The organism is Agrobacterium sp. RC10-4-1 (assembly GCF_014138475.1).
In the GTDB taxonomy this organism is placed as follows: domain Bacteria; phylum Pseudomonadota; class Alphaproteobacteria; order Rhizobiales; family Rhizobiaceae; genus Agrobacterium; species Agrobacterium pusense.
The window spans coordinates 389,986-415,455 of record NZ_JACJIT010000003.1 but is presented as its reverse complement, the minus strand read 5'-3'; the positions used below and the strand labels follow the sequence as shown (position 1 = coordinate 415,455).

At 58.2% G+C, this 25,470-nt stretch carries 27 protein-coding genes; 9 read left to right on the top strand and 18 right to left on the bottom strand.

The annotated features are described in order from the left end of the window. Positions 1 to 62: 62 nt before the first annotated feature. The 12 genes from FHW77_RS10575 to FHW77_RS10520 all read right to left on the bottom strand — a co-directional run bounded on the left by FHW77_RS10575 (position 63) and on the right by FHW77_RS10520 (position 11,965). Positions 63 to 701 carry a 5'-methylthioadenosine/S-adenosylhomocysteine nucleosidase gene (locus FHW77_RS10575; RefSeq protein ID WP_004439434.1) on the bottom strand — a complete coding sequence of 213 codons (639 nt, stop codon included), beginning with the start codon at positions 699 to 701 and terminating at the stop codon, positions 63 to 65. Next, positions 698 to 1,147: a PaaI family thioesterase gene (locus tag FHW77_RS10570; protein WP_003520131.1), complete on the bottom strand. Its 450-nt coding sequence runs from the start codon at positions 1,145 to 1,147 to the stop codon at positions 698 to 700. The genes FHW77_RS10575 and FHW77_RS10570 overlap by 4 nt, the downstream gene beginning before the upstream one ends. 133 nt (positions 1,148 to 1,280) lie before the next feature. Continuing rightward, positions 1,281 to 1,733: a TspO/MBR family protein gene (locus FHW77_RS10565; protein WP_004439437.1), complete on the bottom strand. Its 453-nt coding sequence runs from the start codon at positions 1,731 to 1,733 to the stop codon at positions 1,281 to 1,283. Between the two features lie 51 nt (positions 1,734 to 1,784). Then, positions 1,785 to 2,879, bottom strand: a complete 1,095-nt coding sequence (locus FHW77_RS10560; RefSeq protein WP_004439440.1) for a DUF1513 domain-containing protein — start codon at positions 2,877 to 2,879, stop codon at positions 1,785 to 1,787. Between the two features lie 4 nt (positions 2,880 to 2,883). Next, a complete protein-coding gene (locus FHW77_RS10555) occupies positions 2,884 to 4,005 on the bottom strand; it encodes an imelysin family protein (RefSeq protein WP_004439443.1) in 1,122 nt (373 codons plus the stop codon). Continuing rightward, positions 4,005 to 5,528, bottom strand: a complete 1,524-nt coding sequence (locus FHW77_RS10550; protein ID WP_044459979.1) for a di-heme oxidoreductase family protein — start codon at positions 5,526 to 5,528, stop codon at positions 4,005 to 4,007. Before FHW77_RS10550 ends, FHW77_RS10555 begins: the two co-directional genes overlap by 1 nt. A gap of 61 nt (positions 5,529 to 5,589) precedes the next feature. Beyond that, positions 5,590 to 6,867, bottom strand: coding sequence for an imelysin family protein (locus FHW77_RS10545; protein WP_004439448.1), 1,278 nt, complete (start codon positions 6,865 to 6,867; stop codon positions 5,590 to 5,592). Between the two features lie 154 nt (positions 6,868 to 7,021). Next, positions 7,022 to 8,311, bottom strand: a complete 1,290-nt coding sequence (locus FHW77_RS10540; RefSeq protein WP_004439451.1) for an RsmB/NOP family class I SAM-dependent RNA methyltransferase — start codon at positions 8,309 to 8,311, stop codon at positions 7,022 to 7,024. Positions 8,312 to 8,372: 61 nt separating this feature from the next. Beyond that, positions 8,373 to 8,738 carry a septal ring lytic transglycosylase RlpA family protein gene (locus FHW77_RS10535; RefSeq protein ID WP_004439454.1) on the bottom strand — a complete coding sequence of 122 codons (366 nt, stop codon included), beginning with the start codon at positions 8,736 to 8,738 and terminating at the stop codon, positions 8,373 to 8,375. Between the two features lie 428 nt (positions 8,739 to 9,166). Continuing rightward, entirely contained in the window at positions 9,167 to 10,039 is an 873-nt protein-coding gene (locus FHW77_RS10530; protein WP_004439456.1) for an SDR family oxidoreductase, read from the bottom strand. Between the two features lie 3 nt (positions 10,040 to 10,042). After that, positions 10,043 to 11,194, bottom strand: a complete 1,152-nt coding sequence (queG, locus tag FHW77_RS10525; RefSeq protein ID WP_034496335.1) for a tRNA epoxyqueuosine(34) reductase QueG — start codon at positions 11,192 to 11,194, stop codon at positions 10,043 to 10,045. Positions 11,195 to 11,272: 78 nt separating this feature from the next. After that, the gene (locus FHW77_RS10520) at positions 11,273 to 11,965 is read right to left on the bottom strand and encodes a glutathione S-transferase family protein (protein WP_006699702.1); all 693 of its coding nucleotides are present in this window, start codon (positions 11,963 to 11,965) and stop codon (positions 11,273 to 11,275) included. A 158-nt stretch (positions 11,966 to 12,123) separates the two neighbouring features. On the opposite strand from FHW77_RS10520, the gene FHW77_RS10515 reads away from it, so the two are divergent. Next, a complete protein-coding gene (locus FHW77_RS10515) occupies positions 12,124 to 12,930 on the top strand; it encodes an undecaprenyl-diphosphate phosphatase (RefSeq protein ID WP_004439460.1) in 807 nt (268 codons plus the stop codon). Positions 12,931 to 13,508: 578 nt separating this feature from the next. Here the strand turns inward: FHW77_RS10515 and FHW77_RS10510 are convergent. From FHW77_RS10510 to dnaN, 6 genes are all read right to left on the bottom strand, one after another. Further along, complete coding sequence (locus FHW77_RS10510; protein ID WP_004439463.1) at positions 13,509 to 14,489, bottom strand: complex I NDUFA9 subunit family protein; 981 nt, start codon at positions 14,487 to 14,489, stop codon at positions 13,509 to 13,511. 120 nt (positions 14,490 to 14,609) lie between these two features. Further along, positions 14,610 to 14,897: a DUF1330 domain-containing protein gene (locus FHW77_RS10505; RefSeq protein ID WP_004439466.1), complete on the bottom strand. Its 288-nt coding sequence runs from the start codon at positions 14,895 to 14,897 to the stop codon at positions 14,610 to 14,612. Positions 14,898 to 14,917: 20 nt separating this feature from the next. After that, a complete protein-coding gene (gene pyrF, locus FHW77_RS10500; protein ID WP_004439469.1) occupies positions 14,918 to 15,625 on the bottom strand; it encodes an orotidine-5'-phosphate decarboxylase in 708 nt (235 codons plus the stop codon). A gap of 4 nt (positions 15,626 to 15,629) precedes the next feature. After that, positions 15,630 to 16,226 (bottom strand): histidine phosphatase family protein, encoded by a 597-nt coding sequence (locus tag FHW77_RS10495; protein ID WP_044459980.1) that lies wholly within the window; start codon positions 16,224 to 16,226, stop codon positions 15,630 to 15,632. A gap of 94 nt (positions 16,227 to 16,320) precedes the next feature. Next, positions 16,321 to 16,914 (bottom strand): phospholipid N-methyltransferase PmtA, encoded by a 594-nt coding sequence (pmtA, locus tag FHW77_RS10490; protein ID WP_004439477.1) that lies wholly within the window; start codon positions 16,912 to 16,914, stop codon positions 16,321 to 16,323. Between the two features lie 193 nt (positions 16,915 to 17,107). Beyond that, complete coding sequence (gene dnaN, locus FHW77_RS10485; RefSeq protein WP_006699698.1) at positions 17,108 to 18,226, bottom strand: DNA polymerase III subunit beta; 1,119 nt, start codon at positions 18,224 to 18,226, stop codon at positions 17,108 to 17,110. Between the two features lie 265 nt (positions 18,227 to 18,491). Here dnaN and rsmI point away from each other — a divergent pair, with 265 nt between their 5' ends. The 8 genes from rsmI to FHW77_RS10445 all read left to right on the top strand — a co-directional run bounded on the left by rsmI (position 18,492) and on the right by FHW77_RS10445 (position 25,407). Next, on the top strand, positions 18,492 to 19,433 hold the full coding sequence (rsmI, locus tag FHW77_RS10480) for a 16S rRNA (cytidine(1402)-2'-O)-methyltransferase (RefSeq protein WP_004439482.1): 942 nt from the start codon (positions 18,492 to 18,494) through the stop codon (positions 19,431 to 19,433). Then, positions 19,423 to 19,791 carry a YraN family protein gene (locus FHW77_RS10475; RefSeq protein WP_004439484.1) on the top strand — a complete coding sequence of 123 codons (369 nt, stop codon included), beginning with the start codon at positions 19,423 to 19,425 and terminating at the stop codon, positions 19,789 to 19,791. Before rsmI ends, FHW77_RS10475 begins: the two co-directional genes overlap by 11 nt. Positions 19,792 to 19,801: 10 nt before the next feature. Next, positions 19,802 to 20,362 (top strand): sugar O-acetyltransferase, encoded by a 561-nt coding sequence (locus FHW77_RS10470; RefSeq protein WP_004439487.1) that lies wholly within the window; start codon positions 19,802 to 19,804, stop codon positions 20,360 to 20,362. A gap of 107 nt (positions 20,363 to 20,469) precedes the next feature. Further along, a complete protein-coding gene (locus FHW77_RS10465) occupies positions 20,470 to 21,768 on the top strand; it encodes an extracellular solute-binding protein (RefSeq protein WP_004439491.1) in 1,299 nt (432 codons plus the stop codon). Positions 21,769 to 21,850: 82 nt separating this feature from the next. Further along, positions 21,851 to 22,819 (top strand): ABC transporter permease subunit, encoded by a 969-nt coding sequence (locus FHW77_RS10460; RefSeq protein WP_020011090.1) that lies wholly within the window; start codon positions 21,851 to 21,853, stop codon positions 22,817 to 22,819. A gap of 11 nt (positions 22,820 to 22,830) precedes the next feature. After that, positions 22,831 to 23,673 (top strand): sn-glycerol-3-phosphate ABC transporter permease UgpE, encoded by an 843-nt coding sequence (gene ugpE, locus FHW77_RS10455; RefSeq protein ID WP_004439496.1) that lies wholly within the window; start codon positions 22,831 to 22,833, stop codon positions 23,671 to 23,673. Between the two features lie 10 nt (positions 23,674 to 23,683). After that, positions 23,684 to 24,784: a sn-glycerol-3-phosphate import ATP-binding protein UgpC gene (locus tag FHW77_RS10450; RefSeq protein ID WP_004439498.1), complete on the top strand. Its 1,101-nt coding sequence runs from the start codon at positions 23,684 to 23,686 to the stop codon at positions 24,782 to 24,784. Between the two features lie 110 nt (positions 24,785 to 24,894). Then, positions 24,895 to 25,407 carry a cupin domain-containing protein gene (locus FHW77_RS10445; RefSeq protein ID WP_004439501.1) on the top strand — a complete coding sequence of 171 codons (513 nt, stop codon included), beginning with the start codon at positions 24,895 to 24,897 and terminating at the stop codon, positions 25,405 to 25,407. Positions 25,408 to 25,470 lie beyond the last annotated feature (63 nt).

Genomic DNA, 25,470 nt, shown 5'->3' with positions numbered 1-25,470 from the left:
GGCGGCTTTAGGCAACCCGGAAGCGGGTGGCAAACGGTAGAAAATCGCGAAAATCGCAAGGTTCAGAGGGCTATCGCGCCGTCTTCGATAGCGCGACAGAGCCGGTCAACGGCATCCGCCAGTTTTTCGTCGATGATGTGCAGATACTCGGTCCAGTCATTCACGTGTTTCACATCGGCCTTGCCGTCGGAAATACCGCGCAGGCCAATCAGCGGTAAACCGAAACGCTGGCATGCTCTTAAAACTGCATATGTCTCCATTTCCACCATATCGGCGTCGATCAGCCCATAGGCCTCGCCTGAAACGACGTTGGCGCCGGTGGAAAGCCGCGCCCCGGCAACATCGGGTATCCGCAATGGCAAGGCCACCTCCGCCGGCAGGTCGAGAAACGGTGTGCAACCCTTCGCAAAACCGAAGGGAGAGGCATCCATGTCACGATAAGAAACAGACACCGCCTGGTAGATTGCGGTCTGTTCGAGCGTGCGGGAACCGGCGGAGCCGAGCGACACAACGAGGTCTGGCAGATGGCCCGCCGTATCGAGACCGGCAAGAGCGGTCGTGACCGCAATAGCCGCTTCGACCGGTCCAACACCGGTCATCAGCGGTGTGATGCGTGCCTGCAGGTGGGGACCGTATTCGGCGGAAGCCGCCATGACGAAGAGGATTGATTTATCCGCGACATGCATAGGCCGGTAGCTCATCCGGTAATATCCTCGCGTCCTTTCACCACCATCATCGTGCCCGTCATTGAGGCGATCAGCTTTGCCGGCCCATCAGACAGGGCATAGGCGCGGCCATCGGCGACGATAAGATTATTGCCTGGCTTGATGATCTCGCCGCGAAACAGAAACCGCTCGCCGCGTCCCGGCGACATGAGGTTCACCTTGAACTCGATGGTCAGCAGCGAGGCTTCCGGCTCAATGATCGTATAGGCGGCATAGGTGCAGGCGGTATCCAGACCGGCGGCGATGACACCCGCATGCAGTATGCCGTGCTGCTGCGTCAGCTTTTCATGAAAAGGGAGTTCGATTTCCACCAGCCGGTGTTCGATACGGCTGATTTCGGCGTTAATCGCCTGAACCACGCCCTGCCGCGCAAAGCTTCTTTCTATCCGCTGACGAAAATCGCCGGGATCAGTGATCTCCATGGCCTGCCTGCCTGCTTCTGCCTCATCGCAAACTGACATGGCGCGGGGCGGCAGGCAAGACAAGGGCGATGCGGCAAATTAGAGAAATTAGGAAAAATCCAGCGCGCTTTTCCTTTGGAAATGCGCAAGCACTTTAGTTAAGCATGCCGATGCTTGCGTTGAGCACCGTCGCAAAGGCGACCCATACGGCATAGGGTACGAAAAGCCACATTGATATGCGGTCACGACGATAGGAAAGCGCTATAAAGGCGACGATGCTGATCAGCATCGGGATGATGACAATCAATGCGCCAGCCGGACTTTGCATGCCGAAAAAGATCGGCGACCACAGAAAGTTCAGTACCATCTGGGTGAACCAGAGCCGCATGCGCGTTCCCATCGGCCTGCGAATCCATGTCCGCGCGCCAGCAACGCCGATCAGCACGTAAAGCGCGGTCCAGACAGGCCCGAAAATCCAGTTGGGCGGATTGAAGAAAGGCTTCTGCAGCGATTGATACCATTCGCCGGGTACATTGTTGACGCCGATCAACGCCCCTACGGCAACAACGACAACCACAAAGACAATATAGATCGCAAGATTTCTCATGATCGGTCCAATGCGCCGGCTGGGCTTTTGTTCCCCTGTTTTTTCAATATTTTAGCTGGATAGCCGCACGATGTGCTGGTCCCATGCCACATCGCTGCGCCGGGTTCCGAAAAACCCCTGATAGGACGAAACCGCGATGCCTCTTAAGGCGGGCGCAACACCTGCCGCGTCCCGCACTGTCGTCTCGGAAACCACACGCCCGGTTTTTGCATCCAGCGTCACGGCGGCGTTGCCGTTGGGCGAGGTCAGGCCAACCAGCTGATCGCGTCGGTTGACGGCGATGGCACCCACATAATTGGCAAGGCGGACCGTTGTTTCTTCCGGTAGATCCACAAATGTTACATCCTCACCCCTAGAGAAATGGCCGACAAGTGGCGGAAGATCGTTGCGCGGTCCTTCATACTGGCAGGCGAACCAGATGCGCCCGTCATCCCCGATATCGACATGACGTGTGGATAGCTGCCGCAGTCCGTTCGGCATCGCGTGTTTCTGAATCAAATGGCCGGTTGCTGCGTCCAGCAGCACGAGAGAAGGTTGCATCCTGTCGACGTTGAGCTTGGTGCGGCCGAAATCCGGATGGGTTTCGATACCACCATTTGCGATGATGATCGTTCGCCCGTCGTCGCTCATTGTCATGTCATGCGTGCCGACGCCATGCGCGTCGTATTCGCCGATGCGTATGAAGCCGTTTCTGGCGTCATAGAGCCCGATGACGCCACGATTGCCGTCGAAGTCGTTTTCGCTGGCATAGAGGATCGACCCATCTGGCGAAAACTGTCCATGACCGTAGAAATGGCGGTTTTCCGGCGTGTGCATCACGATCGGTTCGCGATGCCCCCCGGGGTCGAAGGCCATAAAGAATGTCCCCGGCCGGCGGGCAAAGGCCACGGTCATGCCGGTCGCGCGGCTCGTCGCCATTCCATGGGCGCGGGCAGGAAGCGTGACGCGGTCGATGATCTCGCCGCCCTCGCTCACCGTCGCAATGCCGTAGGACCCGTCACGGGCGCGGAAGGCAGAAGCAAAGACCGCGTCTGTCCGCTCAAGCGCATAAAGTGAACGGGGAGCCAAGGCGGTGAGGAAGGAAACTCCCGCCGCTTTGATGAAGCTGCGCCGATCTATCAGTGTCCGCCTGGTGCCGGAGATCATCGGCTCAATCCCCATCGGCGAAAGAGAAGCCGGAACTGAGGCCAATCGCGCCGCCATATTGATCGTTTAATCTGTAGATAAGGTCTTTGCCGTTCAGCAGAAGATAATCCACCTTCGCGCGCTGATCGTCCTGATCCAGCGCCTTTTGCACATCTGTATCGATTGTCCCGGCCACGCGGATCATCGATTTGGCGATGAAGTCGATGGAATTTACGATGGAGCGTTGGTCGGGGGGGACGAGTTCGGCCATATCGGCGGTATGCAGCAGTGTCTGAATGGCCTTGATGTTTGTGGAGATGCTTCTCCATGTCAGGCCAGACCGCCAGTAAATGGCGGTGCGGGGAAACGTCGCCTTGTCCGGCCCCTTGTAAAAGGTCTCGATCCGCTGGTCGCGGATCGCCTCGGCGCCGTGCACCAGAATGCCGAGCAGGGCAACCAGCGCCTCTCGTTCGTCGCGGAAGACGGGGTTATCAGGCCCCGGCTGCGTCCAGTTTTTCTGTGCGCCATCGGCCGCGTTCCAGCTATCGGAAAGCTCTGCCGCGACATCGGCGATATTGCCGGCAATGGCGGCTCCGAAACGGCAGCGGAAATCGCCCTTCTTATCAAGAAGTTCGTCCGCGCCGGTGCCGTAGAGAATGAATTCCAGAGCACCAAGCCCCTGTGCGGCAACGCTCTTGCCACTCAGGCCTTCAGCGGTTGTAACGCTTTCATCCTTGTCGGAAAGGTAACGCTGAACCTGTTTCAGCCCGAGCCCCTTCTTGTCGGGATAATAAAGGACGCGCTCGAAACGGTTCTGTTCGATGACAGGGCCGACACGCACGATCTCGATGGTCGACCAGCTTGAGACGGTATCGGCAAAGGCGTCCTTCGCCGTCTTCTCCGTCGTAGCAGAAGGCGCCGCGCAGAAAGCCTTCATGCTGTCCTCCAGCGTCTCTGCGGAGCGTCGGAAGTGGTCGTAGCCGGGTCGGATGAAGCCGGTCACTGCCTTTTCCATGACGCCGCGCACCTGTGCGGGGTTGAGCGGTGGCGGCGGCATCAGTTCCACATCCTGGGCCATGGCCGGCTGTGTGGTCAAAAGCATCAGCATGGATATGAGGCCGGAGATTTTTCGCATGGCTTTTTTCATTAAAGAGACTCCAGAAAGGCCAGCAAAGCCTGCCGGTCGGATTTTTTCAAGACGGCAAAGGCGTCGCGCGCTTTCTGCCCTTCGCCGCCATGCCATAATATCGCTTCCGTCACGCTGCGTGCGCGCCCGTCATGTAGGTAAAAACCATTGCCATTCACGCGTTCTGTCAGACCTATGCCCCAGAGAGGCTGGGTCCGCCAGTGTCGTCCGCTTGCTTCGCCCACCTGTTGGCCATCGGCAAGCTCCTCTCCCATGTCATGCAGCAGAAAATCGGAATAGGGCCAGATAAGCTGAAACGCATGCATCGGATCGGCGGCATCGCGTCGGGTGACGAATTTTGGGGTGTGGCAGGCCGTGCAGCCCGAGGCGTAAAAGAGTTGCTTGCCCCGCAGCACCATCGGCTCACCGACATCACGCCGTTGCGGCACGGCGAGGTTTTCAGTGTAGAAGGTCACGAGATCGAGAACCTGATCCGGCGCCTCCACTGGCCCGAGCCGCGGTTGCACGCCCGTTGGCATGGCGAGACATTTTTTCTGCCTGTCGGTACAGTCGCCATAGGCATTCGGCGCATCCGGTGTGGAGATGCCGATATCGTGGGAGAAAGCGCTTGCGCTCTGGTCGCGTACGCTCGCGTTCTGAGCTTTCCAACCAAACCTCCCGATTTTCGTTTCGCCGGTGCGATGATCCTTGACCCAAGTGGGACGCCCTTGAATGCCGTCCCCATTCTTGTCGTCCGGATCGGCGTTGGCCAGAATATCGGTGTCGCTGATAGCTTCTATCAAGCCAAGCCCAAGGGTCGGCATGGCAATGCGTGCTGACAGCGAAGTATCGGCGCCGAGCGGGCCATATTTCAACTCTGCCACGGCATAATCAGGCTGTCGCAACGTCACCATCTCGCCATCCGCCAGGGACACCCGCTTTTCCGTATAGGTGATGACAGCCTTGCCCTCGGCCTCAAGGCCGGGAATGGCAAGATTCTGAAGCTGACGTCCATAAGTGTCGTCAGGAAAGTTCAACACTTCATGGCGCGCGATCGCCGTCCGTTCCGCCTCGTCTCGAGCCGGCCTTGCCAGCCGTAGAAACAGGGAGACGGCGTCTTCGCCGGCAAGAGGCGGACGGCCCCTGCCATCCTTCACATGGCACGTCTGGCAGGATCGGGCGTTGAAGAGCGGCCCCAAACCGTCTGAAGCCTGCGTGGAAGAAGGAGAAGAGACCCACAATTTCTGAAACAGCGCGTTGCCGAGCTTAAAATCCTGCCTCCGCTTCGGGGGCATGGTGGCTGACGGATGGGAAAACGCGTTGCTGTCAGTTCTGTTGGTATTGGTCGACGCCCCGCCAGACATGGCCTCGAAAGGCTCCGGGTCGGTAAAATCGATCGCCGGAGCGGTTACGGCAAGAACGCGGTTTCTGTCATTTTCCGTCAGATCGTCACGCAAGGATGCGGCAAGCGTCGCCGTCGCCAAAAGACAGGCTGCCCCGGCGAATAAGAACGGCCTACGGATCGGCGACAGAGACATTTCCATGAAAGTCAAACGCGTGCGGGGAGCAACAGGCCGCAGTCTCCCTGCGGCCCGTTCTTGCCGTTTATTTGAAAACGGCGTTCGGATTATCGAGGCTGTCGGATCCTTCGAGGTCGATCTTGCCGAGATCGAGCGCTGCAATGACGCGTTCGACCGACTTCGTCTGGTCGAGGAGGCCATCGATGGCGGCCTGAACCACGGCGTTGCCTTCCTTGTTGCCCTCGCCAATCATCTGATCGTAGGCCTCAACCGTCTGAGCGCGCTTTTCCATCGCGTGCATGGCATTGAGCGTCTTGTCCAGCTTCGCCAGCATCTCGTCGTTCAACGCCTTGTCTTTGGCGCCGACCAGTTCCGAGAGCGACGCGCCAGTCATCTTCGTTCCGTCCACACGGGTATAGTCGCCGGTATAGGCCGAGGCGATGCCGATCGCGTCGTTGAGATGCGAATTATAGGTATTGTCGGAGAAGCAATCATGCTCCTCTTCCGGATCGTGCAGCAAAAGGCCAAGTTTCATGCGTTCGCCGGCCAATTCACCATAGGAGAGCGAGCCCATGCCGGTGAGAATGGCGGTGAGGCCTGCCTTCGGATCGCCTTCCAGCGTTTTGGTTGCTTCGCCTTCCGGCGCCCAGGCGTCGACCATCTCCTGCAGATCCTTGATCAGCAGGGTGGAGGCGGATTTCAGATAATCGGCACGGCGATCGCAATTGCCGTTCGTGCATTTCGCCTTGTCGTAATCGGTGTAAGGGCGGTTGCCTGCGCCCGGCCCGGTGCCGTTCAGATCCTGGCCCCAGAGCAGGAATTCGATGGCGTGGTAACCGGTCGTCACATTGGCTTCGACATCGCCCGCCTCGTGCAGGCTTTCGATGAGTTCCGGGGTGATCTTGGAGGCGTCGACCTCTTCACCACTGATCTTGATCTTCGGGTTGGCGATGATATTCGCAACATAAAGCTCGTTTTCGTCGCTTTCCGTACCATAGGCACCGTCGACGTAGTCGATCAGGCCTTCGTCCAGCGGCCAGGCGTTCACCTTGCCTTCCCAATCGTCAACGATCGGGTTGCCGAAACGATAGACTTCCGACTGTTGATAGGGAACACGTGCCTTGATCCAGGCTTCCCGCGCGGCCTTTAGCGATTCTTCGCTCGGTGTGGCGATCAATGCGTCGACGGCCTTATCCAGCGCCTTCGCTGTGATCAGCGAATCCTCGTATTTCGCATGTGCGACATCAGCATAGTGCTTGACAACAGCGGCCGCGTCGGTGGCAGCCTTTGCAGGAACCGCGATGAAAGCCGCCGATGCGGCAAGAAGCGCGAAAGAAGCGCTGAGAATGGTTTTGCGGATCATGATCCCTCTCCTTGAGCAGGCATGAAATAACTTCACGCTGCGGCAAGCGAGTTCTGACCCAATCACAAACTTGTGTCAAACATTCTAGTTTAGAATGCTTTGAAACAAGCCCGTGCTGTATTTCCCAGGTAAAATCCCTGGATGCAAAATGCTTTTATGCTCTGCGTTTCATCAGGCAGAAGAAGAAACCGTCCGTATCTGTGGTTGCAGGCGTGAGCGTCACTGTCTTGCCGTCGGAAGAATGTGGTTTGCTGGCATTGCTGCCGAAAGTCGTTTGCCACCGCTCCAACGCCGAACCAATGGCAAAATCTGGATTTTGCTCACAGAAGCGACGGACCTGCTGTTCGTTTTCTTCGGGAAGCACCGAACAGGTTACATAGAGCAGCTCTCCGCCCGGGCGCACGAATCCCTTGGCCTGCGAAAGTGCCTCGCCCTGCTGTTGCACGCGCTCTTCCAGATTGCGCGCGGTCAGCCGCCATTTGGTGTCGGGGCGCCGCCGCCATGTTCCGGTTCCGGTGCAGGGGGCATCGACGAGAACGCGGTCGAATTTTTCCTGAAACGGCGTGAGGCCCGATGCGCGGTCATGAACCTGCACATTACGCGTGCCGGCCCGCTTCAGCCGTTCGATGATCGGCGCAAGGCGCTTGCGGTCGGCGTCGAAGGCGTGGACCTGACCCTTGTTGTTCATGCTGGCAGCCATGGCCAGCGTCTTGCCGCCGCCGCCTGCGCAATAATCGAGGATCTGATCACCCTCATGCGCGCCGGCGAGATCGGCGACGATCTGCGACCCCTCGTCCTGCACTTCGAACCAGCCCTTCTGAAAGGAGAGTTCGGCGGTGACGTTCGGCAGGCGGGATGGGCCTTCGCCTGCGGCAATGCGAACACCCTGACGGGCGATGTGCGTGGCCTCCGCGCCGCTTTCCTCAAGAACCTTCAAAACCTTTTCACGGGTCGCCTTCAAGGTGTTGGCACGCAGATCGAGAGTAGGGCGCTCATTGAGCGCCTGAGCCTCAGTCAGCCAGCGCTCCCCGAATGCGGTCTCGAAGGAAGATTGCACCCAATCGGGAATGTCGCCCTGAACATGGGCCGGCGCCTCGGCGAGGGAACGGGAGAGAAATGCCTGCTGTCTTTCAGCGTCCGGTGCGGCAGGCGCGAATTTGTCACCATCGAATTCCGCTGCCAGTTCCGTGAAGCTCTTGCCCCATTGACGCAGCAGAACAGCGTAGCCGAGTGAGGTGGCGCTGTCGTCATCCATCAGCCAGGCGTGCGACAGTTTCATGCGCAACGCATCATAGACAATGTTGCCGATCGCGGCCCTGTCGCCCGACCCGGCGAAACGATGGGCAAGGCCCCAGTCCTTCAGAGCATCGGCGACGGGACGCCTGCGTCCCTCAATATCCGCCAATACTTCGATTGCTCCGGCCAAACGCCCGCCTAATCGCATTGTCTACCTCGTTTTCCTGACAAGTCCGGTTGGTAGACGCGAATGGCGGCGAGGGCAAGGCTCAATCGGCTTTGACGACCTCGTAGCAGACCTTGGCAGTGCCGGAGTTGATCATGCCGATGTTTTTGGCCGCAGCCTTGGAAAGATCGAGAACGCGACCCTTGATAAATGGCCCGCGATCATTGATGCGAACGACGACGGCCTTGCCGTTGCGCGCGTTGGTAACCTTGACCTTGGTGCCGAACCGCAGGGAGCGGTGGGCGGCGGTCAGGTTGGCGGCGTTCATACGCTCGCCAGAAGCAGTCTTGGAGGTCAACGCATACCACGATGCGCCTCCACAACCATTTGCCGCATTCGCCTGAAGAGGCGCGATGATGGAACAGGCGGCGATAGTTGCAGCGGTGAAAGTTATACGACGGATATTCAAAACAGTGCTTCCCTGAAAATCGGCCCCGCGCCGATTGATTGTGCCCTTGCTAAACGGCCATGAACTGGCCTGAACGCCTTTTGATGCGAGATTGTAGGGCGAGGGAAAAATGGCGAAAAAAAGCTGATCTCAAATCACGAACTGTTACAGACCGTAACATTCGTGATCATCGGCCGGAAGCTGCCATTGCCGCGCCCGTTTGAAGAAGCGGAAAAAATAACGAAGAATCAATGCTCAATGGGAATGTTGTTGCAAGTCACGGCTTCGTGAATCCACTTCACGAAATGTGAGTGAAATATTTTTCTAATGACTACGATTTTAGTGATTTCGGCTTGGTTAATAAAATCCTAATTGGCTGAAATAAGACGAAAACCATCCGCAAAAGCGGGATTGGAAGGATTTTTCATCGCTTTTGGAGATGGCATTTTTCAGCCTCGCCAGAGGCCGTTTTCCCATAATTGTCGAAGCGAGGCCCTGTACTCCGGGAAGCGAAAATCGAAGCCCAGATCGCGAATTCTGGCGTTGGAAACGCGCTTGTTCTCGCCATAAAAAGAGCGCGCCATCGGTGTTAGATCGGCAGTTTCAAAGGCCTGTTCGGGTGGTGGTTCCACTCCCATCAGCGCTGCCGCGAAGCTTACCACATCCTGCGGGGGGCAGGGTTCATCATCGGTCACGTTGAAGATGCCGCCTTCGTGTTTCTGTGCCAGGAAGGCAACCGCCGCGCCGATATCCTCCACGCGGATGCGATTGAATACCTGGTCCTTCTTCACCAGCCGCCGCGCCGTTCCCTTCTCGAAATTCATGAAGGCATTGCGCCCCGGGCCATAAATTCCGGATAGACGCAGGATGGAAAGCGGCGCGTCGGCGTCGCGGGCCGCTTCAGTCCATGCGGCCTCAGCCGCTACCCGCTCCACAGAACGTGGGGAAACGGGGCGGCAGGGTGTTGTCTCGTCCACCCAAGCGCCGCCGTGGTCGCCATAAACACCCACGGTAGAAAGATAAGCGATCCATGCCAGATTGGGCAGGAGCTTTTTCAAGTCGCCGCCCAGAAGCGGAAGGAGAGGATCGCCATCCTTGCCCGGCGCGACGGATTGTATGAGATGCGTGACATTGTCCATTGCAGCGACGAGCTCATCATTGAGCTGGACGCCGTCAAAGAGCAAGGGCGTCATCTGTGCGCTGGCGAGGCCAGAGAATTTGTCCTGACTGCGCGTGGTGCCGGAGATCCCTGCTGCTTGGGATTTCAGCGCGTAGGCAATGGCTTTCCCCGAATAACCCGCGCCAAAAATCATCACATGCATGGTTCACGCCTCTGCCAATTGCCATTCCATTTCCGCCTCCGGATCAGTCTCCGGTGCGCGCGTGGCAGAGTATGTACGGAATTCCTGCCTGTCCATAAGCCGCGATAAAGCCCACGCGGCCATGCCGCGTACCTCCGGCGAAGGGTCCATTTCGGCAAGAGCCTTGCATCGTTCCACGAACTGCCGGTTTCCGGAGTTGCCGGCCGCAATCAGCACATTGCGGATAAATCGGCTACGGCCGATGCGTTTGACGGGAGAGCCACTGAAAAAGCTGCGGAAGGCAGCATCATCCAATGTCAGGAGGAAATCGATGGACGGTTCTTTCAGATCCTCGCGCGCCTGCAATTTCATTTCCGAGGCGCTGGCCGCGAACTTGTTCCATGGGCAGGCGGCGAGGCAATCGTCACAGCCGTAGATGCGATTGCCCATCATCGGCCGGAACTCATGCGGAATTGGCCCCTTGTGTTCGATGGTGAGATAGGAGATGCAGCGACGGGCGTCGAGTTGATAGGGGGCGGGAAAGGCCGCCGTTGGACAGGCATCAAGACAGGCCCGGCAGGAGCCGCAATGATCCTTCTCGGCCTCATCGAGACAAAGATCAGCGGTGGTGAACATGCTGCCGAGGAACAGCCAGGAACCATGGCTGCGGCTGACGAGGTTCGTGTGTTTGCCCTGCCAGCCGAGACCGGCGGCGGCGGCGAGCGGTTTTTCCATCACAGGGGCGGTGTCGACGAAGACCTTCACATCCTCGCCGGCGCGTGCGGCAAAGCGCGTGGCGATTTCCTTCAGCCGCCCCTTGATGACGTCGTGGTAATCGCGATTGCGGGCATAGACCGAAATGGCCGCCTTGTCCGGTCTCGAGAGCAGATTGCGCGGGTCTTCGTCGGGACCATAATTGAGGCCGAACATGACGATGGAGCGTACATCGCTCCACAGCGTTTTCGGCTCCGCCCGCCGGGCCTCGGTTTCTTCCATCCACGCCATCGTGCCGTGATAACCTTTGCCGAGAAATTCTCTCAGCCGTTCCGGTGCGAGCGGAATGCTGTCCGGCGCTGTAACGCGACATAGATCGAAGCCAAGCGAAAGGGCTTCGTGACGAATGAAATCCGTCAGTTTGCGCGCGCGTATCCGCTGCTTCTCGTCGGCAACGTCGATGGTAGTCTCTCCTGCGGGTTGTTGCGCGTCATATATAGGCGCAGTCCCGGGCCGCAGCAAACAACCGAAAGGCTGAACTTAAAAGTCCAGATCGGCATAATGGGAGGAGGGGGCGAGGCGTGGAATACGCTCGCTCAGGAACGGCCGGAAGGACGGACGGGATTTCACCCGCTGGTACCATTCCTTGGCGATGGGTGCCTCGAGCCAGTTGATCTCGCCGAGATAATCCAGAACCGAAACCGCGGCAGCAGCAGCAAGATCGGCATAGCTCAGCCGATCACCCGCCAGCCATGTGCGCGAACCGGCCAGCCATTCCAGATACTTTATGTGCTGGCGGATATTGTTGCGGGCTGTGCGCAGCAATTTGGAATCCGGCGGGCCGCCGCCTTGCGCGGTCGTCATCTGCAATTTGTAAACACGCTCCCGCACCAGCGGCCGGGTCACGTCATTTTCCATCTTCTGCAGAAACCATTCCGTCAGGCGGCGAATTTCCGCCCGCTGAAACGGGTCTTCCGCCAGAAGACGCCTGTCACGCTTCAAAACCCCATGGGTTTCATCGAGAAATTCCGCAAGCACGTAAGGCCCGCTGAGGGAGCGCATATTGTCGTCGAGATAGACCGGCAGGGTGCCGGCCGGATTGAGCGCCAGAAACTCCCGCCGTCTTTCCCACGGTTGCTCCTCCACGAGATCGGTCTGGAACCCGTATTCCGCAAGGATCAGACGAACGAACCGGGATGCGGTCGACATCGGAGAGTGATAGAGAGTTGGCATCGGTACTCAATTTTTACGATTGGTTGTCATGATCGGCATCTGCCGGAAAACTTTTTCAGTTTCGCTTCATCAAGACGCTATAAGAGCTTGGCGACTTTAAAACAAGTTTAACGCAATTGCCGTCCATTGCCACTTCCCCCTGAAAAGAAGGATTCCTCATGGGTGACCAATCGATCATCAGCGCGCTTCTGCTGGGTATCATCGAGGGTCTGACGGAGTTCATTCCCGTTTCGTCAACGGCGCATGTGCTGCTGGCCGGGCACTTCCTCGGCTTCAAATCACCCGGCAACACCTTTGCGGTTCTCATCCAGCTCGGTGCGATCCTTGCGATACTTCTTGTTTATTTCCAAAAGCTTGTATCGATAGCGCTCGCTCTGCCGACAAGCGCGAAAGCGCGCCGCTTCGTGCTGGCCGTCGCTCTCGCCTTCCTGCCGGCGGCCATCATCGGCGCCTTGGCGCATGACTTCATCAAGACCGTCCTGTTTGAAACGCCCATGCTCATCTGCGTGGTGCTGATCATCGGCGGGGTCATTTTGCTTGCCGTCGACCGCATGCCGCTGAACCCGAAATATACCGACATCATGGATTATCCGCCGTCGCTTGCATTCAAGATCGGCCTCTTCCAGTGCCTCGCGATGATTCCCGGCACATCGCGTTCCGGTGCCACGATCGTCGGCTCGTTGCTGATGGGCACGGACAAGCGCTCCGCCGCCGAATTTTCGTTCTTCCTGGCGATGCCGACCATGCTCGGCGCGTTTACGCTCGATCTTTACAAGAACCGCGATGCCCTGAGTTTCGATGACGGCGCTCTGATCGCCGTCGGATTCATCGCCGCTTTCGTCTCGGGTCTTTTTGTCGTTCGCTCGCTCCTGGATTTCGTCTCGCGACGGGGCTTCGCGCCCTTCGCCTGGTGGCGCATCGCCATCGGGTCGCTGGGACTTATCGCGCTTCTGGTCCTGGACTGAGGCTTTAATTTATATGGTCTGAAAAAGAAAAAGCGCCCCGGAAAACCGGCGGCGCTTTTTTTTAAACTTCTAAAGGCTGGTCAGTTGGTGCTGATCGAAGCCGTCGCACAGGGGTCCACGCCATAAGCCGGAGCACAACCGCTCTTGCCCGCTGCAACCGTGCCCGGTGCCATGAATGAACCCGCCAGAACCACCAAAGCCGCACACGCAAAAAAGAGTGCGATAGATCTGCCCATTTTATGATTGCCTTTCAGACGTTCGTTCGCGCGGATCGTGCCGCCGTGTGTGAATTGAGGGTTCGGGATATGTTTGGAATGTGGCGAATATCAATAAAGCAGCTTGTTGAATACCGGGTTAATGCGAAGTCTTTTCCACAGTTGCGCTTGTGCCACGCTTGCCTGCGGAGACCTTTCCGCCGTTAACCTTTTCCAGCGGCTCGCCCGCTCCGATATTGATGTCGTCTCCTCCCCGTTATCTAAGGAGAAATGCACCGAAAGCGGTTTGGTTGCGATGAAGAATGCACAAAAAAAGCGGGAACAAGTCCCGCCTTTCTAGTAGGTGCCGCATGGCGGCAGAGCTCAGGCCGCCTTGCCCGCATTCGAGAACTGGCCGTGCGGGCGATATTGCACCATGTAGGACGGCAGAACAGACGCAACACGAACGGGCGTAATGCCGATGCCTTCCAGCGTCAGGCCGTTCTTTTCCGCCTCGGCGGAAACGACGTTGTCCTTTTTCAGCATGGTCACCTGATCGGATGTCAGCGGTGGCGCGATCAGCGGCACCATCGAAGCAACCTTGCCGATCATCGAGGCAACGCCGAAAGGCAGATTGACGAACGGACGTTCGCGATAGGTGGCGGCAAGAACGGCCTCAAGACAGTCGCGGAACGTCATCACATCCTGGCCGCCGAGCTCATAGATGGCGCCGGGTTTCAGCTTGCCGTCAACGCTACGGGCGACGGCCTCCGCGACATCCTCGACATAAACCGGCTGGAACCTGGTTTTTCCGCCACCGATCAACGGCAGGAAGGGCATGCCGCGGGCCATCTTCGCGAACTTGTTGAAGAAATCATCTTCCGGTCCGAAGATGATCGAAGGACGCAGGATAACGGCGGCGGGCAGAACGGAATGGATAGCAGCTTCGGCGCGGCCCTTGGTGCGGCCGTAACCCGTGGACGAACTGGCTTCCGCGCCGATGGCGGAAATATGCGTCAGCGTGGCGCCGGCATCGCGGGCGGCCTCGGCGATGGCTTTCGCGCCGAATTCCTGCACGGCGTCAAAGGTGTTGCGGCCACTTTCGGTCAGGATGCCGACGCAATTGACCACATGATCCGCATCTTCCACGGCTTTGACGATGGAATCGCGGTAACGCAGGTTGGCCTGCGCAAAGGAAATCTGGCCGACATTGCCAAGCGGCTGCAAAAAGCCGGCGAGATCGGGTCGGCGCACGGCGACACGAATGCGATAACCGCGCTTGGCGAGCAGTCTCACCACATGCCGCCCGACAAAACCCGAACCGCCGAATACGGTGACGAGGGGTGGAAGGTTGGCCAAGGTCATGGGAGGCTCCTCAGAAGCTGTCGATAAAGCGTTTTTCAGTCTCTTAGCCCAAAGCCGCGCGCACGGGAAGAGATGTTCTCGCCGGGAAGAGGCGGGTTTGGGACATAGGGTTGACGACGGTCAAATTCCCTCGACGATAACCATTTCCGCATCCGCGACTTCCTGGCGAATTTTGGCGGCTGCCTGGTATTCGGGGGAATTGTAGCAATCGATGGCGTGTTGCACCGAAGGAAACTCGATGACGACGTTGCGCGCCCGTGCCTTGCCCTCAAGCTCGGTCAAAGCACCGCCACGAGCGAGGAAATTCGCACCGAACCGCTCGAAGGCGGGTTTTGCCGTTGAGACGTAGTCCTTGTAACGCTCGCTGTCGCGAACATCGACGCGGGCGATCCAATATCCCTTTGCCATTTCATCTCCTCCCGTCGTCATTATTGATTGGCTGGAAAGCTGGCGCGCAGCATGTCATCGAGAATGGCGCGGGCCGCCGCTTTGGGATCTTCCGCCCTGACGATCGGTCGGGCGACGACCAGATGGCTCGAACCCGCCTTGATGGCGTCGTAAGGCGTCATCACCCGTTTCTGATCGCCGAGATCGGCGCCTGCGGGGCGAATGCCGGGGGTAACGACGGCAAGATCGGGGCCGAGGATTTCGCGCACGGCGGTCGATTCTTCCGCCGAGCAGACGATGCCGCCCATGCCCGCCTCGCGCGCCTGTTCCGCGCGGCGCAGCACCAGCGAACGGGCATCCGCGGCGTAACCGGCTTCGGCCAGATCGCTGTCATCCATCGACGTCAGCACCGTGACACCGAGCAGGCAGAGGCCGGAACCTTCCGCTGCCTTGACGGCAGCACGCATGGCTTTGGGATATGCATGAAGCGTCAGCATCGACATGCCCATCCGGGCGATGTTTTCGACACCGGAGGCGACGGTGTTGTCGATATCGAGCAGCTTCATGTCGAGGAAGACCTTCTTGCCGCTTTGGACAAGGTCGCGCGCGAATTCCAGACCGCCGGCGAAGACGAGCTGATAACCGATCTTGTAGAAAAGAACCTCGTCGCCGATTTTTGAAACGATGTCTTCGGCCTGCTGCACAGTCGGAACATCGAGCCCGACGATGAGTTTTTCGCGCGCGGTCATTGTCTTATCCCTGCCATGTTTCCATTGCCGTCCAGTCGCATGCGGGGGAGGCGGCTGCAAGTGAAAAGTCGGCGATGGAGAAGCGAAAGAGATTGCCGCCGCCGGGTGGCTGGTCCTCGCTGCGGCTGATGCGGCGGCCTTCTATATGGCATTTCAGAAGTGTGCCCACACCGCCATGGCCGACAAAGGCGATAGGCCGCTGTGTATCGTGCCGGTCAAGAATAGCTCTGACGGCATTGACAATCCGCGCCTGCGCATCGATTGCCCGCTCCCAGCCGCGAAAACTTTCCTGCGGGTGAGCGAAGAACCAGTCCGCCGCCTTCTCGAATTCCGGTGGCGTCAGGAAACCGGTGGAGGACCGGTCGTTTTCATGCATCTCCTCGACGATTTGTATGTCCGCTCCGGATGTCTCGGCAAGGATACGGGCGGTTTCAATCGCCTTCGTCTCGGCGCTGCAAACGATATGGCGCAATGCCAGTGCCCAAGGCAGGCGGCCTGCCTCTCGCGCCCGCTCGGCACCTCTTTCCGAAAGCCCCCATTGAGGAACGGGAACAGCCGGATCTATTCTGACCTGGGGGTGGGTAATGTAGAGAGCATGCACGGCAATCGGTCCCCAAAAGGCCATGGAAAGGGCATCGACATCCTAACCATGCGCTACGACCGGGAAATGACGGATTTTCTCGATCTGCCGGACGTCAGGCCCGAGTATAGGTCCACAGTTGCGCCGGCGGAATATTGCGCACGATGAAATCGAAATGACGAATGTGGTAAAGATGCGGCTGTGCGACGATCGGCGAGATCGGGCCATAGGATATCTGCACCACGGGGCGGCCATGCGGCACGCGCTTCAGCAATTCGTCGAGAAGCTTGATGCGGGCGGCCATCGGAAAATTCAGCATCGGCACGGCTGAAATGACACTGTCGAACATCTGATCCGCGTGTTCGCCGAGCGTCGCATCGAGATCGAAGGCATCCCCATTGACGAAGTTGACGCCGGGGTAGCTTTTGAGCAGCTGATTATAGAAATCGGTCGAATATTCGATGGCGGTCAAATTCTCCGGCTTGATGCCGCGCGCCAAGATGGCCTTGGTGATGACACCCGTGCCTGGGCCGAGTTCAAGAACCGGCAGGCCGGAATGGGGATTGATGACACTCGCCATCTTTTTCGCTGTGATGGCCGATGTCGGTACGATGGCGCCGACTTTTTTCGGCTGGCTGACCATGCCCTTGAAAAAGCGGATTTCTTCCTCGAATTTCTGTTCAAGGCGTTGCTTCAGGTTAAGTGCCATAATTCCCCTCAGATGCATTTGGTCATTGTCAAAAAACAGTTACGCAATGTTGATCCCATTTGGCGCAAAAACAAGGCAAAATGTCGTAACTGGGAAAATTCGCCTCCGGGTCCAAGGCGGCGATAATCGAATCAAAAACGCCGGCGGAGCGATCCACCGGCGTTTTGGCTAAAATGGAAAGAAATCAGCGTACTCACACGCGCATCGGCATTAAAACATACAGGGCATCGTCGCCGGCGGTGTCACGAACCAGCGTCGGCGACCCTGCATCTGCCAGAAGGAAAATCGCGTCGTCACCGGAAAGCTGTGAGGTGATGTCGAGCAGATATTTCGCGTTGAAGCCGATTTCCATCGAATCATTGTCATAGCCGACGGCAACTTCTTCCGTCGCGCTGCCCGAATCGGGATTGTTGACGGTAAGAGTGAGCTGTCCATTGGTGAGGGCGAGTTTCACGGCGCGGCCACGTTCGGACGAAATGGTCGAAACGCGATCGACGGCCTGGGCGAAAGACTGGCAGTCGACCCGCATTTCCTTGTCGTTGCCCGTGGGGATCACGCGCTGGTAATCCGGGAAAGTCCCATCGATCAGCTTCGAGGTCAGAACGACCGAGCCGATGGTCAGGCGGATTTTCGCATCCGAGACTTCGACGGTGACTTCAAGCTCAGGGTTGTCCATCAGCTTCTGCAATTCACCGACAGTCTTGCGCGGAATGATGATGCCAGGCATGCCTTCGGAACCGGACGGCGCGTCCACATCGGCGCGTGCCAGACGGTGACCATCGGTTGCGACAGCGCGCAGCTTCAGCTCGCCATTGCTTTCGATGGTGTGGAAGAAAATGCCGTTCAGGTAATAACGTGTCTCTTCCGTTGAAATCGCGAATTGCGTGCGGTCGATCAACATCTTCAGATCGGTCGCCTTCAGCTTGAAGGTGTGGCTGAAGGTGCCGGCTGTCAGGTCAGGGAAATCCGCCTCGGGCAGGCATTGCAGCGAGAACTTCGAGCGGCCAGAGGCGACGGTCATGGAGGAACCGTCCGGATTGGTCGCCAAAAGCACCTCGGAACCATCCGGCAGCTTGCGCACGATTTCATAAAGCAGGTGTGCCGGCACGGTGGTGGCGCCCGCCTGCTCCACCATGGCCGGGGTCGCTTCGGTGATTTCGAGATCGAGGTCGGTCGCCTTCATGTCAAGATTGGCGCCGGAAGCGCGCAGCAGAACGTTCGACAGGATCGGGATCGTGTTGCGACGCTCGACGACCCGGTGGACGTGGTTCAGCGATTTCAGAAGGTTCGACCGCTCAAGAGTAATACGCATGGACACTACCGCTTTCAACCGTTGCGAACCGGCCACCGCCGGATCGGCAAGAAGAGTCTTCACCGGCAAATGCCGGATAATGTGGACGGGCAAAATGGCAGAGTTATTGCGGAGAATGCAAGAGCCGAGTTCGTCTGCCGCGGGTCATTTTGCTGCTATACAACATGATCCACAGGCTGGCGCCGCCCGTTGCCCTTGTTCGCCGGTTTTCAATTGCCCATAAAGAGGAATAACTGGAGCGACCGGCCGGAAATGATCGGCAAGAATGATTGGAAGCCGTGTGACGGAAGAAACATCGAAGATTGGCGCCAGGCAGGCGGTGAAGGAATTCAGGATCGGGGCGGCCACAATTCCCGCGCGTCCGCTGGAGTGCGCGCTTTATCTCGTCGCCACCCCCATCGGCAATCTGGGCGACATCACCATTCGCGCGCTGGAGACGCTGGCTTCTGCTGATGTTCTCGCCTGCGAGGATACCCGCGTCACGCGCATCCTGCTCGAGCGTTACGGTATCCGTACCCGTCCGTTTGCGTATCACGAGCACAATTCGAACGAAGTGGGGCCAAAGCTCATCGCGGCGCTGGAAGCAGGAAAATCCGTGGCGCTGGTGTCGGATGCGGGAACGCCGCTTGTTTCCGATCCCGGTTACCGGCTCGGCCAGCTTGCACTCGAGGCCGGGCATCGCGTCGTGCCGGTGCCGGGCGCCTCGGCGCCGTTAGCCGCGCTGGTCGGTTCGGGCATGCCAAGCGACGCCTTCCTGTTTGCTGGTTTCCTGCCTGTAAAGGACCGCGGCAAGCGCGACCGTTTTGCCGAACTGGCGAAAATCCCCGCGACCCTCATTTTTTTTGAATCACCGCATCGCATCAGCGCTTCCATCAAGGTCGCATCGGAAGTGCTTGGCAGTGAGCGCCGTGCCGTGGTCTGCCGCGAGCTGACCAAGACGTTCGAGGAATTCCGCCGCGGCACGCTCGGTGAGCTTGCGGATTACTATGACGGTGACCGTGTGGTAAAGGGCGAGATCGTGCTTCTGGTGGAGCCGCCTTCCTATGACGAGATTCCCGATATCGAGGATGTCGAGAAACTGCTGAAGGATCTGGTCGCCACCATGCCCGCTGCAAGGGCTGCAGGCGAAGCGGCGAAGCTGACGGGCCTGCCGCGCAAGGAGCTTTATCAAAGGCTACTGGACATGAAGGAAGCGGATGGCCGCTAACTGGCGAAACGATAAAAGGCGAAAAGCCGAGCGGCGTGGTCATGCTGCGGAATATTGGGCGGCACTTTTTCTGCTGCTGAAGGGATATCGCATTCTCGCCATTCGTTATCGCACCCGGCTGGGGGAGATTGACCTTGTCGCCCGCAAGGCGGACGTCGTCGCGTTTGTGGAGGTCAAGGCCCGGCCGTCCGGCATCAGCGCGATCGATGCCGTCGGCTTTCATTCGCAGCAACGCATCCGGGCGGCTGCGGACCTGTGGCTGGCCCGCCACGGCGATGCCGGGCGGCTTTCACTGCGCTTCGATATCGTCGCCATTCTGCCGCGAGGTCTGCCGCAGCATTTTATCGATGCCTTTTGAAGGGGAGACGATGTCCACCGAGCGTGAAAAAATGGCCGCGGGCGAATGGTACAGCTGCATGGATGGCGAGCTGGATATATTGCGCCGGCGCGCACGAGGGGCCGTCCACCAGCACAATACGATGCCGCCGGATGAGCGCGGGGCAATTGCACCGCTGCTGCGAGCGCTGTTTAATTCTGTCGGGGAAGGCGCGTTTCTCGAAGTGCCGTTTCATTGCGCTTACGGCTTTAATATCGCGCTGGGAAAGAATGTATATCTCAACGCGGGCTGCACCATTCTCGATTCCGCTAAGGTAACGATAGGCGATGGCGCGATGCTGGGGCCTGCGGTGCAGATTTACTGTGCGGAACACCATCTCGACCCGGTGCCGCGTGCGCAAGGAATTGAAATCGCAAAACCCGTGGCCATCGGTCGCGACGTCTGGATCGGCGGCGGAGCGATTCTGCTTGCGGGTGTGACAGTGGCTGACGGTGCGATTGTCGGTGCCGGTTCGGTCGTCACACGCGACGTCGCTGCAGGCGTGACGGTGGTCGGGAACCCGGCGCGGCCCCTGAAACGCATATCCGACTGAGATTTTCATCCGCCGCTGTAATAAATCTGACATGGAACTGTCAAAGAGGCGTCATTGAACCTCTCTATTCGCATCCTCACCCCAATAAATGGTGGAGAGGATTTGATATGTTCAAGAAGATTTCCATGGCCGCTGTGGCTGTCAGCATCTCCGCGACCTCTTCCATGGCTGCGACCAACATCACCTGGTGGCATGGCATGGGCGGCCGTAACGGCGAAGTCATCAACGAAGTCGCCCAGAAATTCAACGAAGCCCAGAAAGAATGCGCGCTGACGCCGGTTTCCAAGGGCTCCTATGAAGAAGCTCTCGCCAGCGGCATCGCAGCTTTCCGTTCGGGCGAACAGCCGAACATTCTTCAGGTTTTCGATGCAGGTGCTGCCACCATCATCAACGCCAAGGGCGCGGTCATTCCTGCCGAAGACCTGATCACCAAGGCCGGTTACAAGTTCGATCGCGACGCCTTTATCAACGGCGTGCGCTACTTCTACGCTGCCGCTGACGGCAAGTTTGTCGGCATGCCGTTCAATTCCTCCGCTCCCATCATGTACATCAACGACGAGGCCCTGAAGAAGGCTGGCGTCGAAGCTCCGAAGACTTGGGAAGACTTTGAAAAGGTCGCCCCGAAGCTGAAGGAAGCCGGCTATATTCCGCTCGTCCAGTCGCAGCTGACCTGGCAGTTCACGGAGAACTTCTTCTCGCGTAACAACATCCAGTTCGCCACGAACAACAATGGTTACGACAGCGTCACCGACACCAAGCTCAAGGTCACCGACCCGAACCTCGTCATGATGTTCGAGAAGCTGAAGGACTGGAAGGACAAGGGCCTGTTTGCCTATTACGGCGCCGGCTGGAACGACAACCAGAAGCCCTTCGAAGAAGGTAAGGTAGCACTCTGGATCGGTTCGTCGGGTTCCTTCGGCGGCCTTCAGAAGACGGCCACAATGCCATTCTCGGCAACTTTCCTCCCTTACTGGGGCTCCATCAAGGGCGCGGGTACCAACTCCTTCATCGGCGGCGCTGCCCTCTTTGCAATGTCGGGCAAGTCCGAAGCCGAAAACAAATGCGTGGCCGACTTCTTCCAGTTCCTGACCTCGCCGGAAATCCAGGTCTTCTATCACAAGGCAACCGGTTACGTCGCCATCACCAAGGCCGCTTATGAAAAGGCCAGGGCTGAAGGCTACTACAAGGAAAAGCCGGTCGCCGAAGTCGGCATCCAACAGCTGTCACTGCAGGGTGGCGACTGGTCCAAGGGTTATCGCCTCGGCTTCTACCCGCAGATCCGCGCCGTGATGGAACGCGAATATAACCGCATCTTCTCCGGCGAAGTCACGCCGAAGGCTGCTTTCGAAATTATCGAGAAGGAAGGCAACGACCTTCTGGCCCGCTTCGCCAAGACGGCCGGCTGATCGATCTCTTCGAAACCGTTGATCTTGTCGAGCCTCCTTTCTGACGGAAGGGAGGCTCACTTCTGGATAAGGAGGCGCAAGCGTGGCCTATACATCGTCTCAACCGCGCCGGTTTTTCTCCGGTCGGTCCGCAAAGGCTGGAAAACCCGCCAAGCCCGCAGAAGCCGGCATGAAGCGCGTGCAGTTCTCTTCGTCCTTTGTGCCCTATCTGTTTCTGGCACCGCAGCTTGCGGTGATTTTCATTTTCTTCTATTGGCCATCCGTTCAGGCCATCCATTCGTCTTTCTATATCGAAGACCCGTTCGGGTTCGGCGCTTCCTTCGTTGGACTCGCCAATTATTCGGATGCGATCTTCAGCCCCGAATATCTCAGCATCGCGAAATTCACGGTAGTCTTCACCGTGCTCGTCACCTTCTTTTCGCTGGCGCTCGGCCTGCTGCTCGCCGTCAAGGCGGATGCGGTCATTCGCGGCAGTTCGACATACAAGACGCTGCTGATTTCCGTCTACGCCATCGCGCCGCCGGTCGCCGGCCTTATCGGCATGATGTTTTTCGACCAGCATATCGGCCCCTTCGTGAAGATGGCCGCGTTTCTCGGTTGGGACATGAAGGTCGGCCTCAATTATTTTGATACGGCCTTTGCCATGATCGTTGTCGCGGTCTGGAAGCAGATTCCTTACAACTTCATCTTCTTCCTCTCCGGTCTCCAGGGCGTTCCGGTCTCCGTGCGGGAAGCCGCGTCCATCGATTGCCGTTCGGGCTTTCGCCGGTTCTGGACCGTCATCATGCCGCTCCTGGCGCCCACGGCCTTCTTTCTGCTGATCATCAACATCACCTATGCGCTCTTCGACACCTTCGGCGTCATTGACGTGATGGTGAAGGATAAGGCCGCCAACAACCCGATTACGCTGGTCTACAAGGTGTTCCTCGACGGTTTCCGCGGCAATGACATCGGCGGTTCCTCGGCGCAGTCCGTCATCCTCATGCTGGTCGTTTTCGTCCTCACCATCATCCAGTTCCGCTTCATCGAGAAGCGCATCCATTACAATTGAGGGAAAAGACGATGTACAAGACCAAACCCCTCGATCATCTGGTGCTGATCATTGGCGCATTGTTTCTGATCCTGCCTGTTGTCGTGGCCTTCATGACGTCCACTCACACGGCGGCTGAAATTCACCGCAGCGGCCTTGCGATCATTCCCGGCGACAATTTCATCGAAACCTATGAGAAGGTCCTTACCCAGAAGGGTGGTTTCACCGGACAGGTTACAGGCCTGAACATGGTGTTGAATTCGCTGATCCTCGGCATCGGCTTTGCCGTCGGCAAAATCGTCCTGTCGATGACGGCGGCCTATGCGATCGTCTATTTCCGCTTCCGTTTTGCGACGCTCGCCTTCTGGATCATTTTCACCACGCTGCTTCTGCCGCTCGAAGTGCGCATCATGCCGTCCTACGAGGTAATGAGCAAACTCGGACTGTTGAACTCCTATACCGGTCTGATCGTGCCGCTTCTCGCTTCGGCGACGGGCACCTTCTATTTCCGGCAGTTCTTCAAATCCGTGCCTGAGGAGCTGCTGGAGGCTGCCCGTATCGATGGTGCGGGGCCAGTGAAATTTTTCGTCGACGTTCTCATTCCGCTGTCGCGCACGATGATGGCGGCAATCTTCATCATCATGTTCGTTTATGGCTGGAATCAGTATCTCTGGCCCATGCTGATGACGACGGATGAGAGTTTCTTCACCCTGATGCGTGGCATCAAGTCGATCCTGCAGGTCTGGGTCGGTTCGCAAATCCCCGATTACAACGAAGCTTTCGCGCTCGCCGTGCTGGCCATGCTGCCACCCGTGCTGATCGTCGTTATTTTCCAGCGCTGGTTCATCAAGGGCCTGACCGAGAGCGATAAATAAGGAGACCGAAATGGCCGCGATAGAAATCAGTCAGGTCTGCAAGGATTATCATGGCGGCGTGCGCGCCGTGCATCATGTCGATATCGACATCAAGGACGGCGAGTTCATCGTTCTCGTCGGTCCCTCCGGCTGCGGCAAGTCCACGCTTTTGCGTATGGTCGCCGGGCTTGAGGATATTTCAGAAGGCACGGTGAAGATCGGCGACCGGGTGGTCAACCAGACCGATCCGGCCGACCGCGATATCGCCATGGTCTTCCAGAACTACGCGCTTTACCCGCATATGTCGGTACGCGAGAACCTGGAGTACGGGCTGAAGAACCGCAGGACACCCAAGGCGGAAATTGACGCCCGTGTGGCTGAAGCGGCGCGTATGCTGCAACTCGAACCCTATCTGGACCGCAAGCCACGCGCCCTTTCCGGTGGTCAGCGTCAGCGCGTCGCCATGGGGCGTGCGATCGTTCGCAAGCCTGCTGCCTTCCTGTTCGACGAACCCCTGTCCAATCTCGATGCCAAGTTGCGTGTTTCCATGCGCGGCGAAATCAAGCGGCTGCAAAAACGTCTTGGCACGACATCGATCTACGTTACCCATGACCAGTTGGAAGCCATGACGCTGGCCGACCGTCTCGTCGTGCTGAATGGCGGCCGTATCGAGCAGATCGGTGCGCCGCTGGATGTCTATCACACGCCTGCCTCAACCTTCGTCGCAAGTTTCATCGGCTCTCCGGCCATGAATCTTCTCAGCGCCGAATTGCACGGCGATAGCCTTGCCATCGGACCGTCGCTGTTTGCGCTCAATGGCTTTGCCCCCACGTCCGGCCCGGTGACTGTTGGAATGCGGGCGGAAGATTTTCGTCTCGCTGCTGCTGACGCCCAGAGTTTCGCACTTCGCGTGGATTATATTGAGGAGCTGGGTTCGCAACGTCTTATACACGGCATGATCGGCGATCAGAGCCTGACCGTGGCCTTTCCGCCTGACGTCGAGGTTCCGTCCGCGCTTTCGGTGACGATTGCTCCGGAAAAACTGCACTTCTTCTCCAGCGAAACTGGCAAGCGTATCGCCAGCAGAGCGGAACAGACGGTGGCGCAGGATGCTCAACTGGCGACGGCCTGAGTTCGTCACCTGAAATCGGCGCGATGGCTAAAATTGCGCCGATTGTCAAAACTGGTTTGTTACGATCCCGATGATAAAAGGCCTCCAATATTTCACGGGGGTTTTCTCATATGTCGTTCAAAATGATGTTCGCGGCGGCCGCAACCATGGCTATCCGTACGGTGCCGATATTGCCGGCCTATCTGCGTCGGAAAAAAGACGATGCCGTGGTCAGCGCATCCTGCACCGATCTACGGCTTCAGCCGGCGCCTATCAATCCTGAATGGATCATTGCCGGCAACCCGCAGGCACGTGCTGCGGATCATTCCCGAAGCGGCGACCGTGCCTCAAGCACTGCCATGTGGGATTGCACTGCAGGCGAATTCCGCTGGTTCTTCGGCTGGGATGAGACCGTCTATATTCTGGAAGGCGAGGTGCATGTGACGGCCGAGGACGGCTCGGTCAGCATCCTGCGGGTCGGTGACGTCGCTTATTTCAGGGCCGGAACATGGGCCACCTGGCGTGTTGATCATTATGTGCGCAAGGTTGCCTTCATGCGTCGTCCGTTCCCCACGGCGCTGGCATTTGCCTATCGCGTCAAGAACAAGCTGTTCGCCGGTCGCTCCTACAAGCTGGCAGCCTGAGCCGTCGCCCATGCCGTTGGCGGGCGCGGGTGTGCCTTCGCCGTGGGAATTATGAAGGTTCAA